We start from the raw sequence: 18,062 nt of genomic DNA on the forward strand, positions 1-18,062 counted from the left end.
TATTTCCAAAAGTCTCAAGCAATCTTCGTTGGGCCGCTGCCCTTCCTGTTTAGCGAGTGCAAAAGTAGTCGGTTTATCTATTCGCTCCAAATTATACGACGCCTTTTTTCTGTTAAAGAACATAACCCACTGAGGGTAAGTATAGGGATTGAGGGAATGAAGGATTGAGGGAATGGCAGAAAATGAAAATCATGCTGAAACCGGGATGAATTTCTATTTTTCAGAGGGGGTGTTTTGTTGACTGATGGAGGTGTTTCAGAGGCTTGATTGCTGATTGGGGGATATTTTGTGGAGAGAAACTTATCTAAAGTTTCGGACTTTGGATAAGTTGGAGGTTTGGTGGGGTTTCGGAGATTCTGAAGGTAACTCCTGCGCGAGGGATAGCAGCGGAAAGCCCGCAGCGAGTGCGCGAGCGAGGACTTGAAGCGCATAGCCCGACCCGAGGATACGAGGGTCGTGCCCTAAAAATAAGCTTAAATCATTATATTTGTAAGCTCAAACAGGATTAAAATGAGAACCCGAGGAATTCTTTTCGTAGTTATTGGCTTTTTTGCAGTTTTGGTTTCATGTAAGAAGGAGGATATTGATTACGGATTGGGGGATTTTCGATTGGATCTGGCCACCATAGAAGATTCCAGCAATATTCGTTTTTTCAGACTTGACAATCTGGACAAGCTATTGCCTCAGACTTCGGTCGCGTCGAAATACACGACCGGCAGCAGGGTTTTACTTAATTATAATATCGAGGAGAAAATCGGAGCCAGTTCTTTTTCTATTAATACGAACTCGGTATCAAGCATAAATACAGCTACAATTAAACCGCTTACCTCTAATTTGAGCGATGACCCATTATATATAGAGAGTGTCTGGCAAAGTGGGGACTGGCTAAACTTCAGACTGGGGTTTGAATACAACAACAAACAACACGGTATTTCTCTTTTCTATTACACAAAAGCGGCCAATGACACACTTTATCTGGAACTCCGGCACTCAAAGAACGGAGATGCAGACGGCTATATGGTTAATACTTTCGCCTCTTACAACCTTACCTCATTTAGCAAAATCGGCAAAAGTACACCGCTGAAAGTAAAGGTAAATACATCTGACAAAGGAGTAAAATATTATAGATTCGAATACCTTAGTCCAACGCAAGATTAAAATAAGGTAAATGGCCAAGCTTACTTAAATCATAGGATTCGCAAAACCGGATCATAGCATAATCTTCATCACTTATTGCTTCAAGCATTTCGGGGAGTTGCTCTATAATTCGCCTTTCATTATTATATACCTCTTCAATCAGATAACCGTCTTTAGTCAAATACGAACTTACGGCCCCTCCTGTAGCAAAGATCAGATGCTCTAAGTCCCAACACACATCCAGTTCGCGGTTAAGAATTGTATCGCGTCGCACCAGAATTCGGTCTATTTGAGGCCCTGATATCTGGGTATAGTTGTTATAATTCAAATTTTCGTTGGTTGAAAGCGGCTTTTTATACAATCGGTGAAAACTGGCTTTCTCATAATATCGGAATAAATCATCCGATGCCGGAACTAACAACAATGCAAATACGGATTGCGAAACGGCTTCCCGATAAGCTTCGTCTAGCAACATTTTCATAAAACCCATTCCCCGAAAATCTGTAGCCGTAGCACATGCATAAATATACCATGCGGGAGAATGCTTTCCATCGGTGATGATCTCGGCATGCAAAAGGAAAAGCATAGAAACTAATCGCCCCTCTTCTTCAACAACCAGACAGTTGTCTCCCATCCATTTGTTACGAAGAAAACTTTCAATATAGGATTCTTCATCACTGAAAGCAACCAGCCAAAGCGCTTTCAGACTCTCATAATCGTTGGGAATAGCATTTCGAATCACCATAAAACGCAGCGTAAATCAGTTGCTTTTATTAATTAAAGTCATACGGAAAACCTCCTGCAAAACGTCAGGATGGTAGGAAAGTTTGGCTTTGCGCAAACCTTCATCACCATTATCCTCAGCTCTGTTTATATAACGGAATTCTGAGCAAAAACGACGGGCAAACTCACGGTTAATCATCGGATAAGCGCCCCGAACTTTATTATCTGCCTTTTCAAAGAGAACCAAATAAGTATCTTCAGCAATCGGACATCCCAGAGACATTGCAACCACTTCTCCGTTTGCACGAAGGATTCCGCCATCCAAGCCAAGGCAAAAATAAGCTTCGAATGCAATCATTGAAGCCTGTATCTCCATATTCAACGGACTATCCAGAGGAACATCCATTTCCATATCCCATTGGTGACTAAACATCAATGCATCGACCATATTGGAAAGCGTTATCTCTTCAAATGACCAGTCATATTGTTTTTCGAATGCATTGATATGATTTCGCTTCGGCTGCAAAGCTTTTCCCTGTAAAGTAATCAGCTTTTCACTTTCGAATAAGTACTCAAATTCATCTCGGGTAGGTTCAAAAGAAAAACTGCCGGGGAAAAGTCTCTCAATTCGCTCCTTTTGCTCCGGTAGAATCTGAAACATCTGAAAAGAGGCACAACGTGAACGGGCATAATCAACCAGATCGAGAATGATTTGCTTCAAATTCCCCTCACCTAAAGGAAATAAAAAGTAGTGCCGGTTATGGTGAAAAGTCTTTATCAATAGAAATCCATCCTTCTCGGCAATTTCAAAATCACATACATCTCTCCATAAAAAAAGCACTTCAAAACTATAGTTCAGGAGGCGGCTTCCCTTTCCTTTTGTATAGCGCTGGATCTTATCTCTATCGTCTATGGTGACCGGACGAAATATTACCATAATAGACTTATTCTAAATAACACAACAAACTTAGCCATTAATATTTAATTCTGAGCCATTCGATCTCCTTTATTCACGTGAATTAACGGAGCCTCACTCCTATTTATATTTGGGCAAATAAAAAGCCTTCGGGAAATTCCCCGAAGGCCTTGCTATTAGTTTGTCTTGAATTTGTAGTGCACCTGTTTGAGCTCTTCGTTTGCTTTAACAATTTTCTTTTTCAAGCCCTCTTTGTACAATGCCAGTTTTTCCTGAAGCACTTCGTCACCAGTTGAAATCATCTGAACCGCCAGGATAGCCGCGTTTAATGAACCGTCGATTCCAACAGTAGCTACTGGAATTCCCGGAGGCATTTGCACGATGGCGAGCAATGCATCCATACCGTCTAAAGTTGCCTTGATAGGCACTCCAATAACAGGAAGTGTTGTCATTGACGCGATTACACCCGGAAGGTGAGCTGCCATACCGGCTGCCGCAATAATTACCTTAATACCTCTCTCTTGTGCACCTTTTGCAAAAACTTCAACCTCTGCCGGAGTACGGTGAGCTGAAAGTGCATTTATTTCAAATGGAATCTCAAAATCATTCAGAAGCTCCGCTGCCTTTGACATTACCGACAGATCAGAAGTACTTCCCATAATAATACTGATAACGGGTTTCATTTTTTTGTTTCTGGTTTTGGGTTACGAATTATAGAAAAATCTTCATCCGATACTCACCTCCGGAGTATCCACATATTATTTAGCAATAAGCTGCTTATATTCTTCAGCTGTAAGCAGATTATCCAGTTCGTCAATATCCTTTACCGTAATCTTCACAATCCATCCTTCGCCATACGGGTCACTGTTAACCAATTCTGGCTGGTCTTCCAGGGCCGGATTCAGCTCTAGCACCTCTCCCGATACAGGAAGGAACATATCCGAAACGGTTTTCACAGCCTCAATAGTTCCAAATACTTCGTTTGCTGTCAGCGATTCACCTACCGTCTGAACATCGACATAGACAATCTCGCCCAATTCATGTTGCGCATAATCGGAGATACCGACCCATGCCTGATCCCCTTCCACACGAATCCATTCGTGATCATTGGAGTACTTTAATTCTAACGGAAAATTCATTGTATGTTGATTTAAGAGTTAAGGCAAATGGAGAATTTGAGGATTAGCAAATCTGAAAATTAAGACATATGATGACGAATGAATTTGACAAATACCTGATCTCTCATTTTCAAATTCTCAAATCATCTAATCTTCAAATCAAAGAATCACGCTTTCTTGTAAATCAACGTAATTCCGTCTCTCAAAGGTAAAATAATTTTTTCAACTCTGGGATCAGATGCTATTTTTTCATTGAAATTTAGAATGCCGATGGTCTGCGCATCATTAGCCGCCGGGACATCCAGCACTTTGCCATCCCAAAGCGTATTGTCAGCAATAATAAAACCGCCAGGACATACTTTATCAAAAACCAAATCAAAATATTCGCAGTAACTGCGTTTATCGGCATCAATGAAAACCAGATCAAAAGTCCGGTCAATTTGGGGAACGATATCAAATGTATCGCCAATGTGAAGATGTATTTTGGAACCGAATTCGGAGGCGTCGATGTGCTTGCGAATAAAATCTTCAAGCTCATCATCGATTTCTATGGTGTGAAGTTCTCCGTTTTCGGGAAGGGACTCTGCCAGGCAGAGCGCAGAGTAACCGGCATAAGTGCCGAGTTCGAGAATGTAAGTAGGGTTAATCATCCGGCAAAGCATTTTCAGAAATCGCCCCTGCAAATGGCCGGAAAGCATACGCGGTCGAAGCAGATTGACATGTGCATCACGATTTAATCGTTGCAAATGTGCTCCTTCGGGATCAATATGATCCAGAATATACTGCTCGACCGCGTCTGTCATTGATGTTATCTCAGTTTATTATTTTTGCTCTTCTACGAAGTTTGGCAAAACATAATCTGCTGCGTTAGGCATGATTTTACCTACTTCGTTGATTTCAAGGTAAGAAGTACCGCTACCCTGACCGAAACTTCCGCCTAAGAATGCAACTGTATCAGAAGTTTTGATTTTACCATCTTTCAACAGAATTTTCATTCCTTCGAAGAAGTAGTCACGAGCATTGGTGTCAACATCCAGGTGGATAGGGAATACACCATAAGAAAGAGCCAGGTGACGGATAGTACCTTCTTTGTAGCAGAATGCGTAAACAGGAGCTTTGCCACGGAAAGATGCTACGTAACGAGCAGTTCCGCCTGTAAAGCTATCTGTAAGGATTGCAGAAATAGGCAGACGACGAGTTGCTTTTACCGCTTTTTCAGCAAGGTAAGTAGCGATAGTCGTGTTTTCTTTAGAATCTACAGGAATATCGTTTTCAGGCATTTTTGTTTTTTCAGCCTCTTCTGCGATAGCAGCCATAGTTTTTACTGCTTCTACAGGATAATCTCCATAAGCAGTTTCACCACTCAACATCACTGCGTCAGTGCGGTAATAGATTGCATTCGCGATGTCAGTAACCTCTGCACGTGTCGGGCGTGGGTTTTTGATCATCGTGTGAAGCATTTGAGTTGCTACGATAACCGGTTTTTTAGCCTGAACACATTTTTTGATCAACAGACGCTGAATTCCAGGGATTTTCTCCTGTGGAACTTCGATACCGAGGTCACCACGAGCAACCATCACACCGTAAGCTACTTCAAGGATTTCGTCGATGTTATCAACACCTTCCTGATTTTCGATCTTAGCGATGATTTTGATTGGGCTTTGGTGAGCGTTGAGGATACCTTGGATATCCAATACGTCCTGACGGTTACGTACGAATGAGTGAGCAATGAAGTCAACGTTGTGCTTGATAGCCAGGTCAATTACTTCAAGGTCACGTGGAGTTAATGAAGGAAGACTGATGCGTACACCAGGGATGTTCACACTTTTGCGGCTTCCCAGTTCACCACTGTTTTCAGCCTGAGCAATCAGTTTGTCTTCTTTCTTCTCGATGATAGTAAATTCGATCTCTCCATCGTCGATCAATACTTTACAACCAACATTAAGGTCTTTAACGAAGTTTTTGTAAGATACAGCTACACATTCTTTAGTAGTCAGTACAGCTGGATCGCCAATGAAAGAGATGATGTCACCTGTTTCAAATTTGATTTTATCACTACCGTCAATTTTAGTAGTTCTTACTTCAGGACCTTTTGTATCCATCAGGATACCGATATTTTTAGATACCGCACGGGTATTGTTTACTACGCGTGCAAAGCCTTCCTCATTCATGTGAGCTGAGTTCATGCGCACTACGTTCATTCCACTTTCGTAGAGTTCTTTGATAAATTCCACGTCACATCTCATATCAGAGATGGTAGCAACGATTTTGGTGTGTTTCGACATAAATATATATTGTTTTATGAGATAACGATTTCGTTATACGTTTTACATTTTAAGTAATACGTTAGAATACACATCAGCAGTGCTTTCTGAATATTGAAAACCTTTTACCTAAATACTTAAAACTGCAATGCAGCTTCGACAGCTAACCGGTATGAATCCATTCCGAATCCCAGGATACTGCCTTTACAGGCCGGTGCGATCATCGATACATGGCGAAACGATTCGCGCTGATGTATATTAGAAATATGCACTTCAATTACAGGCGTTTTAACCGCTTTAATAGCATCGTGCAATGCGATGGAAGTATGCGTATATGCTCCGGCATTCATTATGATCGCGTCAAAGTCAAAACCGACTTCATGAATTTTATCAATCATTTCTCCTTCGATATTTGACTGATAATAAAAAAATTCGCAATCCTGATATTTAGTTTTTAGTTGTTCGAGATACGATTCGAATGAGCTGTTTCCGTAAATGGAAGGCTCTCTTTTGCCCAACAGATTCAAGTTAGGGCCATTGATTATCTGTATCTTCATAAAAGATGAAATTATCTTTTTTAGAGGAGGGAAAGCAGCATTTCAGTATCTTTGTCATGCTGTTCCTGTAATTTTAGCGCAAAAGTAGTCAAAAAAACATGAAGGACAACCAATCTGTTGTAAAAAAATACGTTACCTACCTGCAATTGGAAAAATCGTTGAGTAAAAATTCTATCGAAGCTTACCTCGACGATCTCGAAAAACTGGCTCAATTTGTGGAGACGGAAGAGAAAACGGTCACGGATGTGACACTTGACGACCTTCACCAATTTGTAGCGCAACTGCACGATGTAGGCATCTGCCCACGATCTCAGGCACGCATAATTTCCGGGATTAAATCGTTCTACAATTTCCTGTTATTGGACGGTTACGTTGAAGCTTCACCCTGCGAATTACTCGAATCACCCAAAATCGGATTAAAAATCCCCGATGTACTGAGCATAGAAGAGATAGACCTACTGATTTCGTACATAGACCGCTCCAAACCTGAGGGACAGCGTAACCGGGCCATACTCGAACTGCTCTACAGTTGTGGACTGCGTGTCTCGGAGCTGGTAAACCTCAACATCAGTGACATTTACCCCGACGAACGCTTTATCCGGGTTTTGGGTAAAGGGAACAAACAACGACTTGTCCCGATTTCGGAGACTGCCCTGCACGAAATACAGCTCTATTTCCTTGATCGCCACAAAGCCCCGATAAAAAAAGGGCATGAAGACGCCGTCTTTCTCAACCGCCGAGGACAAAAGCTCTCCCGAGTGATGATCTTTTACATCATCAAGGAGTTGCTTGCCGAAACGGGGATCAAAAAAAAGGTAAGTCCACACACTTTCCGGCACTCTTTTGCCACCCACCTGCTCGAAGGAGGAGCCAACCTTCGCGTCATCCAGCAAATGCTGGGGCACGAACGAATTACCACAACCGAAATTTACACTCACATTGACCGGGAGAGGTTACGCCGGGAAATACTGGAACATCACCCAAGAAATATAAAGTATAAAAAGCCTGACTAAACGTCTTCCGGGGCTATTTCCAGAAGTATTTTTCCAAACCCCAACTGGTCTTTGAATGAAAAATACAACCAAACCTATTGTCATTCAAAAAGAAAGCCTTATCTTTGCACCACATTTTTTCAAACATATAAAACGAAAGAACATGTACTTAAGTGCAGAAAAAAAAGAAGAAATCTTCGAGAAGTACGGAAAGTCTAATACTGATACTGGCTCACCTGAAGCGCAGATAGCATTATTTTCATACCGTATCTCTCATTTGACTCAACACCTGAAGTCAAATCACAAAGATTATAGCACAGAGCGCGCTCTGAAAATGTTGGTAGGTAAACGTCGTCGTTTGCTCGATTACCTGAAAGACTGTGATATCGAAAGATACCGTGCTATCATCAAAGAACTTGGCATCAGAAAGTAAGAAATTGCTTCGCCGAAGCTACAAAAGCCGTTCCATTCGTTTGGGACGGCTTTTTTTTATTTCTTACACCTTCGACAAGACAGGCCGGATATGAAAACGGCCTCATTCTTACGAATGAGGCCGTTTTATCGAATAGCTTACTCGAATCAGTGATTAGAGGTCGTACCCTGATGCTCTTTACGCAACAGGTCGTTTACTGTTTTTACAGGATTGAAGGTTTCGATAGGAACTTCCACAAATATGGTGTTCCAGTCAGACATGGCACCGTTCCATAATCCGGGCAGTTCAAGCGCCTTAAGCTCTTTGCCGCTTTTTGATTTCAGGGAAATGAAGCCGGTCTGCTTATCCACATATTGAGTCAGGTCAAACTTATTGCCTTTGTAGTCTTTCACCGCACAAACCAAGTCGACCGGATTGAAGTGGGTCGAATTTTCAAACATCTCCACTTTAGCCGCATCGGTCATGTCAATTTGTGAACTTTCAAGAATCTGCAATGACCAGGTGCCGTCGCTGTTTTTAGCAATAAACGGCCCTCCACCAGGCTCTCCTACGTTACGCACCATACCACATACACGAATCGGACGATTCAGTTTATGCTTCAGATACAGAGCCAACTCTGAATCCTCCAGCTCCTTCATGACAGGATTTTTGGTACAAAGCTCATTTTGCAGGAAGTAAACGATATCAATCAATTCATCCTGACTGTATTTGCCGCTTTCCAGCAGATTGAGGTATTCATGAATCTTGGTTTGAGTAGAAACCAACACCCCCGCAAGCACCTTTTTATAAAGAATAGTTGCCTCTTTAAAATTATCAGGAACAACGTTGTCTATATTTTTGACGAAAATAATATCGGCATCGATATCGTTTAGATTTTCAATCAAAGCCCCGTGACCACCAGGACGGAACAGTAACTCACCTTTATCACGGAAAGGCTGGTTCTCAGAATCGGCAGCAACGGTGTCGGTCGATGCTTTCTGCTCAGAGAAAGAAACATCATATTTCACATCGAACTTTTGTTCGTAATCGCCTTTTTCTTTCGCAAGGAGAGCTTCGAACAAAGCTCTGTGTTCTGGCGAAACGGTAAAATGCACTTTAACATTCCCTGAATTATTCGCTGCATAAAGAGCTCCTTCCACCAGGTGCTCTTCCATAGGAGTGCGCGCTCCGTCTGTATAATTGTGGAACTTCAACAATCCTTTAGGTAGATTTCCGTAGTTCAGCCCATCGCTATTGAGCAACAAGCTCACGATACCTTTATAGTTTCCTACTTCAATCAGAGCTTTGACATCTTTGCCTAAAGATTTCTGGCATACAGTATTCAGGTCAGCATAAAATGCAAAATATTCAATGTGGGCGAAAAAGTCTTTCTCGAAAGCCGTGGTTGGTTCATTGTAATCGGCATCGATAAATTCGAAGAGATTTTTAAACATACGGCTGGCAGCTCCTGATGCCGGCACAAATTTCAGAATGGAGTTATCGCCTTCCAGGTATTGCTCCCAGGTAGCTGCAAAAGCGGTGGCCGCTTCAATGTCGACTCCTAAAACACCTTTTTCCAGTGATGCAGCAGCCTGCAGTTCAAGATATGGGAATCCTGTTGCAAAACATTTGAGTTGCTCTTCAATCTGAGCTTCAGAAATTCCTCGTTTTTTAAGTTGTTCAAGATCTTTTTCGGTTAGCATATCATTGTGATTTTTGTGTTTAAATACTTCTTCGGGTGATATTAGCAAAAATACGATTTTTCCTGATAAGCAGATTAAAATAGATTGTGAAATAACGGTGATGCACAAAAAAAAGCAACCGCCCTCGCGGACGGTTGCCCATTAACCACACAATGACAATTATTATGAAACAAAGAGAGCTGCTTTTTAATTTCCGTCGGGGATTACCCGGCGGAATTGCAGCCCGGGTCCGTTCAAAGTCCGATTTTCACAAAGCAGGCTCTGACCGGATTTCCTCACATAATGCTACGACTTAAAGCATTGAGCAAAAAACGCAGCATATATGTTAACCTATCGGAAGGTTAGCCCCAAAGCGTTTCGCTTCAAGAAGCGGCTTTTAAAGCTTGAATAACCTTCGCCCGGTCTCCCGGGAAAGTTATGCTGTACCAAACACACCTTACAAAATGGTTGTCTTATAAATGAGTCATCACGTAAGATGTGCCGTTTATTTATCTGTAAATGAACCTATGAATTGGAGCCGAATCTCATCAACAGAGAAGTTTTTAATTCCTTTTTCTTCAATGTATTTATGGATAAGGTTCAAAAGCTCGTCATCAAAATAATCTTCCACTCTTTCATCTTCCCTGGAGTAGAGATGGAAGTGACTGTCTGGTGACAATTCATATCGGACAACCCCTCCTTCAGTCTCCAGCTTCCGAATTAATCTCTTTTCAACGAAAGCTTCAAGCGTATTGTAAACTGTACCTATGGATACATTCCGGTTTCTATTCCTGAATTCCTGCAGAATATCATCTGCACTGGGATGTGAAATGTGTTCCAGAATTGATAGTATCAAAACCCGCTGATTAGTTACTTTTAATCCTGAGTTTACTATCTTTTCCCTATAGGTATTAAGTTCATTCATGAACGCGCTTTAGATTAATTCTTAATTATAAAACAAGAGTGACTTAAAATAGTTTAGTCACGGGTCAATAATTAACTGTAAAGAATTGCGCCTTAACGTTACACAATAGAACGTTTATGCTGGCTCTAAGATAGTAAAAGATTTGTGAATCTGTTCTCTTTCTGCTGATTTTTTATTTGACCACCTTAATAAACTTCAGTTCATTCGGTTTTATTTTCCTTGTATTGGGTGCTGTATTGTCCGCATGAGCGTCTCTTTCGAATATCTCTGAGTTAGCCAACAGAGGTACCGATTCAACCCTAACGTTAGTGGCATCAAGCCCCAGGTTTTTCACATCTGAGAGCCCAATCTTACGAATACGAAAGTACATATTCATAATAAATTGCTGGAAATTCTCGAAATCGTAGTCTTTATTGGGCACACGGTCAATCACGATGTAACGAAAATCACTCAGCACGTTATAAGCATTGAGCGAAGGATAATGGCTAACCATATCCACTTGCTGGTCCGCCATCAGGTCACGAATGATTTTATGGAAATAGAGGTTTACCTTGGTTGGTACCTTAAATCCGAGACGGAGGTCAATACGGATCAATGTTCCCGGAATCAGCGGATGAACTTCATATTCGGTCGTATGGGGGGCATCCACAATATCTACGTGGAGCAACCAATAGACATCAGCGCGTTTCGGTTGTTTACGCAGGATCGAATAGAGTATCTTATTTTCAATTTCAGTCGTATAGTTTGCATGAGTGATATAAACCAGGTTCGTAGCAAATTTAGGAATGGTCTGGTCCTTAGATATTGCTTCGATAACCGGCAGATAATCTGCTATTTTCACGAAAGTGATGAAACTGTTTTTGATGCGGCGACCTTTGTGCCAGATGTACATAATCAGCACAAAAACACCTGCAATCATTACCGAAATCCAACCGCCTTTACTGAATTTGGTCATATTGGCAGCCAGGAATGATAATTCTATAGTAAAGAAGGTAATTCCGATTAAAGCCTGAAGGTAAGGAGAAACGCGACTGCGCAGATAGAACATCAGCAGGATAGAGGTCATCAGCATCGCGATGGTGATCGAAAGGCCGTAGGCCGCTTCCATCCCCGATGATTCCCGGAAATACAAGACCACAAAGCAACAGCCGAGGTATAGAACTGTATTTATCAAAGGAATATACATCTGTCCTTTAATGGTCGTGGGGTATTGAATACGTACTTTAGGAAAGAAATTCAGAGAGATAGCTTCACTGATGATGGTGTATGAGCCACTAATCAATGCCTGACTGGCTATAATAGCCGCTGCTGTAGCGATAAATACCCCCGGCATAACAAACCATTGAGGCATGGTAGCGTAAAACGGATTTACATTTTCGGTAATCTGATTGGCATGTGTAATGACCCACGCACCCTGACCGAAATAGTTGAGCAAAAGACAGGATTTTACAAAAATCCAGGAGACCCGGATATTGGAAATCCCACAGTGTCCCAGGTCGGAATATAGCGCTTCGGCACCTGTGGTACACAGGAATACTGCACCCAGCAACACAAACCCGTTCGGATATTCAGCTAAAAGCTTTATGGCATAATAGGGATTGATGGCTTTCAATACCTCAGGGAAATAGATGATTTGTGAAATCCCCAATACGCCGAGCATAGAGAACCAGAAAAACATCATGGGTCCGAACGATTTTCCCAGGAAATTGGTTCCAAATTGCTGGATAGCAAACAGAACACTGAGAATAATCAATACTACTGTAACGACCGGAATATCCGGATTAAATAATCGAAGTCCTTCTATTGCAGAAGTAACGGTAATGGCCGGAGTGATAATTCCATCAGCCAGCAAAGCGCAACCGCCAATGATGGCTATTAAATAGACCCAGCTTTTCCTCATTTTCAATAATGCAAAAAGAGACAAAATTCCCCCTTCGCCTTTGTTGTCTGCCCGAAGCGTGATGATGATGTACTTGACGGTGGTTTGCAGGGTCAGTGTCCAGAAAACACAGGAGATAGCACCTAATACGAAGGATTCGTTGATGACTGATGCGCCGTTTAGGATTGCGCGAACGGTGTACAATGGAGAAGTACCGACATCTCCATAAACAATGCCCAGGGTTATGAGCAGACCGGCCAACGTTACTTTTGAGGAGGTTCCGGCTGAAGGGTTATGGTTCATAATTTCAAATTAGCAAACGGTAAAGAGTTGTTCTCAAATAGCTTCACAGTTGATGAGAATTCTTGTCCGGATCTGCATTTTAGTTAGACATATCTCTCTTTTTCAGGGAAAAAAGTGCGCAAAGGTAGGAAATATTTTGGTACAAAGAACGAAATCGCCTATGTAACACGGGATTATGATTGGAGGCGCTGTATTTACGGAGGTAATCGGGATTGTTAACGCGAAGAGACGCACGGCCGTGCGTCTCTTCTGGGAATTATATTTTGTGGAATAACAGCAAACTAGGCCATTCTGTGTTTGTAATCGTCATAGGTAAATTCGCGATGCACCTCCAAATTCCCGTTACTGTGAAGGATAGCCATTGCCGGGTGCGAAATACCGTTGAACATGGTCGTTTTGACCGTAGTGTAGTGAATCATATCTTCGAAAATTATACGGTCGCCTATTTTGAGCTCCTCTTCAAAAGACCAACTGCCAACGAAATCGCCGCTCAGGCAGGAGTTTCCACCCATACGATAAGTGGGCTTTCCTTCTACTTCATCTGTGGCGTTGCGAATAGCCGGTTTGTATGGCATCTCGAGACAATCAGGCATGTGGCAGGCAAATGAAACATCAAGAATGGCCGTCTTGATACCTTTGTTTTCCACGATATCAACAACGGTTGACAACAGAAATCCGGTCTGCCAAAGAAATGCGCTACCTGGTTCCAATATTAGTTGAAGATTAGGATATTTCCCTTTAAATGAGCGCAACAACAGAATCAGGTGCTCCACATTGTAGCCTTTGCGGGTCATCAGGTGGCCACCGCCCATATTCAACCATTTAACTTTAGGTAAAAGGTGACCAAATTTCTCCTCCACTTTCAACAGTGTTTTTTCCAAATCAAATGAGTTGGATTCACAAAGTGTATGGAAATGCAGCCCTTCGATACCATCTGGCAGCTCTTTGCCGATTTGGTCTGCTACAACTCCCAGACGCGAACCCGGTGCACAGGGATTGTAAAGGTCTGTATCTACCGATGAATATTCGGGATTGACACGGATTCCGCAAGATACTTTTCCTTTTGTCTCAGGATAGAAATGCTCAAACTGGCTCAATGAATTGAAGGTGATGTGCGAACTGTGTTTCAGGAAAGTAGGGAAGTTCTCATCCGTATAGGCCGGTGAGAAAGTATGCGCCGGAGTCTTCATCTCCTCAAATGCCAGTTGAGCCTCAAACACCGAGCTGGCAGTAGAATAAGGTATATACTCCCGGATAATCGGAAACGCCTTCCAGTTGGCGAAAGCTTTGAAGGCAAGGATAATATCCACACCTGCTTCGTCTTTTACTCGCTTAATAAGCGCCAGGTTACGGCGCAACAGGTCTTCTTCGAGCACGTAGCAGGGAGAAGGAATTTTATTGATGTCAATCATTTTCGTAGAGGTTGTCATTTATAGTAAAATGGCACACAGATGACACGGATTTGAATCGATTTTCACAGATATATAAATCTGTGTTGCGTTGCATCAGTGTTATCTGTGTGCAACATGAATTTTATAATATCGTGAACTTCGCATATTTCAGCAGCAACACGCGGTCGCCCGAATGCTCGAAGCTGACAAAAATCTTCCGGTCATCACCAGAACCTTCACATTTGGTAATTTTCCCGACACCAAAGCGCTCATGCCGGATAGTCTGGCCGGCAGCCACCTTCTCCGCCGATTGGGTCTGGTATGGATTATTGGGGATATCCGGTTGACTGGTCGGTTGGGCTTTGGGGGGAAAGCTATTTTGTGTATAGGGAGAGGCCGTTGCTCTTTCCGACACGCCCCGTCCTGAAAAATTATTCCGGTTAAAGTTAGAAGCCCTTTCCCTTACTGAATCAGCCAAACGGTTATCCGAAGGCATATCCAGATATTCCGCATCGATATCTTTAAGGAAGCGGCTGGGCGAGGTCATCTGCGATTGGCCGTTGCGGAAACGGGATTTGGCAAATGACAGCGTACAGTTTTCTCCCGCACGGGTAATAGCCACATAGAAAAGGCGACGTTCTTCCTCCAAACTCTTTTCGCTTTCTTTGGCAAACATGCTGGGGAAAAGGTCTTCTTCCATACCCACCACAAAGACGTTTTTGAACTCCAATCCTTTTGCCGCGTGAATGGTCATCATGGTTACGCGCTCCTGTTCGGCCTCTTTATCCGTATCCTGGTCGGTCGCAAGTGAAATTTCAGAAAGAAAATCGACCAATCCGGCCTGTTCAATACCCTCTTCCTGTTTGTTGAGACAGAATTCCTGAATACCGTTCAGAAGTTCCTGGATATTCTCCTGTTTACTTAGGCTTTCCGGTGTACGGTCGGCATACATTTCGGTAAGCAGACCGGTCTTTTTAATGACCGAATCAGCCAAGTCGAAGGCGGAAACCTCCTCCATATCATTGACAAATCCCTGTATAAGTTCGCGAAAAAATTGCAACTTGCGGGCTGTTCCGCTATTCACATTCAGGCCAAATGCCAACGGGTCGTTCAGCACCGTCCACATGCTGACACTTTGGGAGATGGCTGCTGATTTCAGTTTGGTCAAAGTCGTCTCCCCGATGCCGCGTGCCGGACGGTTGATGATGCGTTTGAGCGCCTCTTCATCGTTCGGATTTACAATCATGCGGAAATAGGCAATGACATCCTTAATCTCCTGACGTTGATAAAAAGACAGTCCGCCGTAAATCCGGTAGGGTATATTTCGTTTGCGAAGCGCCTCTTCAAGGATACGCGATTGCGCATTGGTACGATACAGGATGGCAAACTGGCTGTAAGCATCGTGTTTGCGCATACGCATTTCGAGCAATTTGCCCGCCACCATATAGCCCTCTTCAAAATCGGAATAGGCGCTTATCACCTGAATCTTCTCCCCGCGCTCATTTTCCGAAAAAACATTCTTGCGGATTTGAGCCCGGTTTTTCTTAATCAGGCTGTTGGCGGCATCTACAATGGTTTGGGTAGAGCGATAATTCTGTTCCAGTTTGAAAATCTGACAACCGGGAAAATTCTGTTTAAAATTCAGGATATTGTCAATATTTGCTCCGCGGAAGGAGTAGATACTTTGCGCATCGTCACCCACAGCACACACACGACCATGACTTCCCGAAAGCTGTTTCACAATCAGGTGCTGGGCAAAGTTGGTATCCTGGTACTCATCCACCAGAATGTATTGGAACTGTACCTGGTATTTCGCCAAAACATCGGGGAAATCGCGGAACAGGATATTGGTATAGAGCAGTAAATCGTCGAAGTCCATTGCATCGGCCTTCTTGCAACGGATGGCATAGATGCGGTAGATGTCCCGAATCTGCGGCATTTTCATTTTGAAATCATCTTCCATCAAGTCACGATTGGCAGAGTACATACCGGGAGTTATCAGACAGTTTTTGGCATTGGAGATGCGCCCCTGCACAGTGGCCGGTTTATAGACTTTTTCGTCCAATCCCAACTCTTTGATGATGTCTTTGATGAGACTCTTGGAATCCGCCGTATCGTATATGGTAAAATTAGAGGTAAAGCCGATGTACTCCGCTTCCCTGCGCAAAATGCGTGAAAAAATGGAGTGAAAAGTCCCCATCCACAAGCGGGCAGCCTCCCTATGCCCTACTATACGGGCAATACGCTCTTTCATCTCGCGGGCAGCCTTATTGGTAAAGGTCAGGGCAAGAATAGAGTAAGCGGGATAGCCCGACTGAAGCAGGTAGGCTATCTTATAGGTAAGCACGCGCGTCTTGCCCGATCCGGCACCGGCAATGACCAGTGAGGCAGAGTCGTTATGCAGCACGGCTTGCTGTTGACTTTCATTGAGTTCCTTGATAAAATCGACCACGGCAGTTTCTTTTTTGCAAAAGTAGTGATTTTATCAGAGATAGCAGTAATGCCGTGGGAGTGCCACTTGCCACTCTGGATTAGTTTGGTGCGTCCGACGCGTCGGAAAGTTCCACCACGAGCTGGGGAACGATTCCGACACGTCGGATTCTTTGTTTTTGGGCAAAAAGAGACTTTCCGACGCGTCGGAAAGCATGTGGGAGGGCAGGGCGGGTTTTCCGGCTCATCGGAATCCTTGCCTGTACGCTGGGGGAAGATTCCGACGCGTCGGACGCTATATATCCAATGATTAAGAAGCTTTCCCAAGGTTGGGAAAGTCCCCCTGAAGCCTCGGGTAAGAATCCCAGCATTGAGAAAGTTCGCCCAGCCCCCGGGCAAGGTTTCCCAACGTTGGGAAAGCCTGTCCGGATACTCAGGCTGAGATTCCCAACCTTGGAAATGTATTTCTGAAAAAATCTCAATAAATAAAGTTTGAATTGAACACATTTGAGACGACCTTGTTTTAAAGAAAGTCTAAACAAAGGCTCGCATTTTGGGCGAGTCCATTATTCTAAATCAAAATCAAAAAAATAACAGTTATGAAATTCGAATTGCCACAATTACCTTATGCAGCAAATGCATTAGAACCGGTTATCAGTCAGAAAACTATTGAGTTCCACTACGGAAAACACCATCAGGCTTATGTTACAAATCTGAACAATCTGATTCCGGGAACTAAGTTTGAAAATTCTGATCTGGAAACCATTGTCAAAGAATCAGATGGTCCTATTTTCAACAATGCAGCGCAAATCTGGAATCATACATTCTATTTTACCTCATTCTCACCAAACGGAGGAGGTGCTCCTAAAGGCGCTTTGGCTGCTGCGATTGACGCTGCTTTCGGCTCATTTGACAATTTCAAGAAAGAGTTTGTACAAGCTGGTGTGACCCTGTTCGGTTCAGGCTGGGCATGGCTGGTAAAAAACAAAGAAGGTAAACTGGAAATCGTAAAAGAAGGAAACGCCGGTAACCCGATGACCAAAGGCCTCACTCCTATCCTGACATTCGACGTATGGGAGCACGCTTATTATCTCGATTACCAAAACCGTCGCCCTGACCACCTCGCTGCTTTGTGGGACAAGATTGACTGGGATGTGGTCGGCACACGTTACTAAGATAAAAATAAGTTGTACATAATATGAGTTTTTAGTTTTATTGGTTAGATAGCAAACCCTGTCGTGATGACAGGGTTTTGTTTTTCTATCAAATCAATATAGAATATTCATTTTGTAACCATTTACGGAGCTAATTTCTAAAAAGTGCTATTTTGTTT

Annotated in this window: 16 protein-coding genes; 4 read left to right on the forward strand and 12 right to left on the reverse strand. The window is 43.0% G+C overall.

Annotated features, from left to right (window positions below):
• Positions 1–510: 510 nt before the first annotated feature.
• Positions 511–1,158: a hypothetical protein gene (locus tag MLE17_RS17950; RefSeq protein ID WP_243350154.1), complete on the forward strand. Its 648-nt coding sequence runs from the start codon at positions 511–513 to the stop codon at positions 1,156–1,158.
• On the opposite strand, the gene MLE17_RS17955 is transcribed toward MLE17_RS17950, so the two are convergent.
• The 7 genes from MLE17_RS17955 to aroQ all read right to left on the reverse strand — a co-directional run bounded on the left by MLE17_RS17955 (position 1,139) and on the right by aroQ (position 6,715).
• Positions 1,139–1,882, reverse strand: a complete 744-nt coding sequence (locus MLE17_RS17955) for a GNAT family N-acetyltransferase (RefSeq protein WP_243350155.1) — start codon at positions 1,880–1,882, stop codon at positions 1,139–1,141. The two genes, MLE17_RS17950 and MLE17_RS17955, sit on opposite strands and share 20 nt — an antisense overlap.
• 15 nt (positions 1,883–1,897) lie before the next feature.
• Positions 1,898–2,797 carry a DUF2156 domain-containing protein gene (locus MLE17_RS17960; protein WP_243350156.1) on the reverse strand — a complete coding sequence of 300 codons (900 nt, stop codon included), beginning with the start codon at positions 2,795–2,797 and terminating at the stop codon, positions 1,898–1,900.
• Positions 2,798–2,952: 155 nt separating this feature from the next.
• Positions 2,953–3,459, reverse strand: coding sequence for a 5-(carboxyamino)imidazole ribonucleotide mutase (gene purE / locus MLE17_RS17965; protein ID WP_243350157.1), 507 nt, complete (start codon positions 3,457–3,459; stop codon positions 2,953–2,955).
• 75 nt (positions 3,460–3,534) lie between these two features.
• A complete protein-coding gene (gcvH, locus tag MLE17_RS17970; RefSeq protein WP_243350158.1) occupies positions 3,535–3,915 on the reverse strand; it encodes a glycine cleavage system protein GcvH in 381 nt (126 codons plus the stop codon).
• Positions 3,916–4,061: 146 nt separating this feature from the next.
• The gene (locus tag MLE17_RS17975; protein WP_243350159.1) at positions 4,062–4,697 is read right to left on the reverse strand and encodes an O-methyltransferase; all 636 of its coding nucleotides are present in this window, start codon (positions 4,695–4,697) and stop codon (positions 4,062–4,064) included.
• Between the two features lie 18 nt (positions 4,698–4,715).
• The gene (pyk, locus tag MLE17_RS17980) at positions 4,716–6,179 is read right to left on the reverse strand and encodes a pyruvate kinase (protein ID WP_243350160.1); all 1,464 of its coding nucleotides are present in this window, start codon (positions 6,177–6,179) and stop codon (positions 4,716–4,718) included.
• A 116-nt stretch (positions 6,180–6,295) separates the two neighbouring features.
• On the reverse strand, positions 6,296–6,715 hold the full coding sequence (gene aroQ / locus MLE17_RS17985; protein ID WP_243350161.1) for a type II 3-dehydroquinate dehydratase: 420 nt from the start codon (positions 6,713–6,715) through the stop codon (positions 6,296–6,298).
• A gap of 98 nt (positions 6,716–6,813) precedes the next feature.
• On the opposite strand from aroQ, the gene xerD reads away from it, so the two are divergent.
• Positions 6,814–7,728, forward strand: coding sequence for a site-specific tyrosine recombinase XerD (gene xerD / locus MLE17_RS17990; protein ID WP_243350162.1), 915 nt, complete (start codon positions 6,814–6,816; stop codon positions 7,726–7,728).
• Between the two features lie 142 nt (positions 7,729–7,870).
• Positions 7,871–8,140: a 30S ribosomal protein S15 gene (gene rpsO, locus MLE17_RS17995; RefSeq protein ID WP_243350163.1), complete on the forward strand. Its 270-nt coding sequence runs from the start codon at positions 7,871–7,873 to the stop codon at positions 8,138–8,140.
• 146 nt (positions 8,141–8,286) lie between these two features.
• Here rpsO and MLE17_RS18000 read toward each other — a convergent pair whose 3' ends face one another.
• The 5 genes from MLE17_RS18000 to MLE17_RS18020 all read right to left on the reverse strand — a co-directional run bounded on the left by MLE17_RS18000 (position 8,287) and on the right by MLE17_RS18020 (position 16,751).
• Positions 8,287–9,822, reverse strand: a complete 1,536-nt coding sequence (locus MLE17_RS18000) for a DUF4301 family protein (RefSeq protein ID WP_243350164.1) — start codon at positions 9,820–9,822, stop codon at positions 8,287–8,289.
• 484 nt (positions 9,823–10,306) lie between these two features.
• Positions 10,307–10,726, reverse strand: a complete 420-nt coding sequence (locus tag MLE17_RS18005; RefSeq protein WP_243350165.1) for a Fur family transcriptional regulator — start codon at positions 10,724–10,726, stop codon at positions 10,307–10,309.
• A gap of 172 nt (positions 10,727–10,898) precedes the next feature.
• Positions 10,899–12,908: a KUP/HAK/KT family potassium transporter gene (locus MLE17_RS18010; protein ID WP_243350166.1), complete on the reverse strand. Its 2,010-nt coding sequence runs from the start codon at positions 12,906–12,908 to the stop codon at positions 10,899–10,901.
• A gap of 281 nt (positions 12,909–13,189) precedes the next feature.
• On the reverse strand, positions 13,190–14,320 hold the full coding sequence (gene nspC, locus MLE17_RS18015) for a carboxynorspermidine decarboxylase (protein ID WP_243350167.1): 1,131 nt from the start codon (positions 14,318–14,320) through the stop codon (positions 13,190–13,192).
• Positions 14,321–14,441: 121 nt separating this feature from the next.
• Positions 14,442–16,751: an ATP-dependent helicase gene (locus MLE17_RS18020; protein ID WP_243350168.1), complete on the reverse strand. Its 2,310-nt coding sequence runs from the start codon at positions 16,749–16,751 to the stop codon at positions 14,442–14,444.
• Between the two features lie 553 nt (positions 16,752–17,304).
• Here MLE17_RS18020 and MLE17_RS18025 point away from each other — a divergent pair.
• Entirely contained in the window at positions 17,305–17,904 is a 600-nt protein-coding gene (locus tag MLE17_RS18025) for a superoxide dismutase (RefSeq protein WP_410795641.1), read from the forward strand.
• Positions 17,905–18,062: the final 158 nt, after the last annotated feature.

Origin of the sequence: Parabacteroides sp. FAFU027 (assembly GCF_022808675.1) — a bacterium.
Lineage (GTDB): Bacteria > Bacteroidota > Bacteroidia > Bacteroidales > UBA7332 > CAXXIC01.